This is a genomic window from Halomonas sp. ND22Bw (assembly GCF_003011945.1).
Classification (GTDB): Bacteria; Pseudomonadota; Gammaproteobacteria; order Pseudomonadales; family Halomonadaceae; genus Halomonas; species Halomonas halophila.
In genome coordinates this window covers 1-263 of the sequence record NZ_PXWD01001097.1, presented here as the reverse complement: position 1 = coordinate 263, position 263 = coordinate 1, and the positions used below count along the sequence as shown (strand labels likewise).

Sequence of the window (263 nt, the reverse complement as noted above, 5' to 3'; positions counted from 1 at the left end):
CCCATTCCATAGCAGAAGAAAGCTCGCATGCCCGAGTCCTTCAGTGCTTGTAAATTGGCTTCGGCGTGCTTTTTCGAGGTAGGGGCTTCGACGCAATCAAGAAGCGTGGTGACACCGCCCTCGATAGCCTCGAGCGCACTCTCTAACGAGGCTGTGTGTATGTCCTCCGGGTCAACGGCCGGTAGCCATCTCAGATAGCAGTTTGGTAAGAAGCAGATCAGAGACTGATCCGCCGCGATTCCGCGGAACAGCGACAAGCTGGT

The 263-nt window shown here is 55.9% G+C and carries 1 pseudogene; it reads right to left on the bottom strand.

Going from position 1 to position 263, the window contains the following annotated elements:
- Window positions 1-263, bottom strand: a pseudogene (locus CVH10_RS26935) (hypothetical protein); the annotation flags it as partial.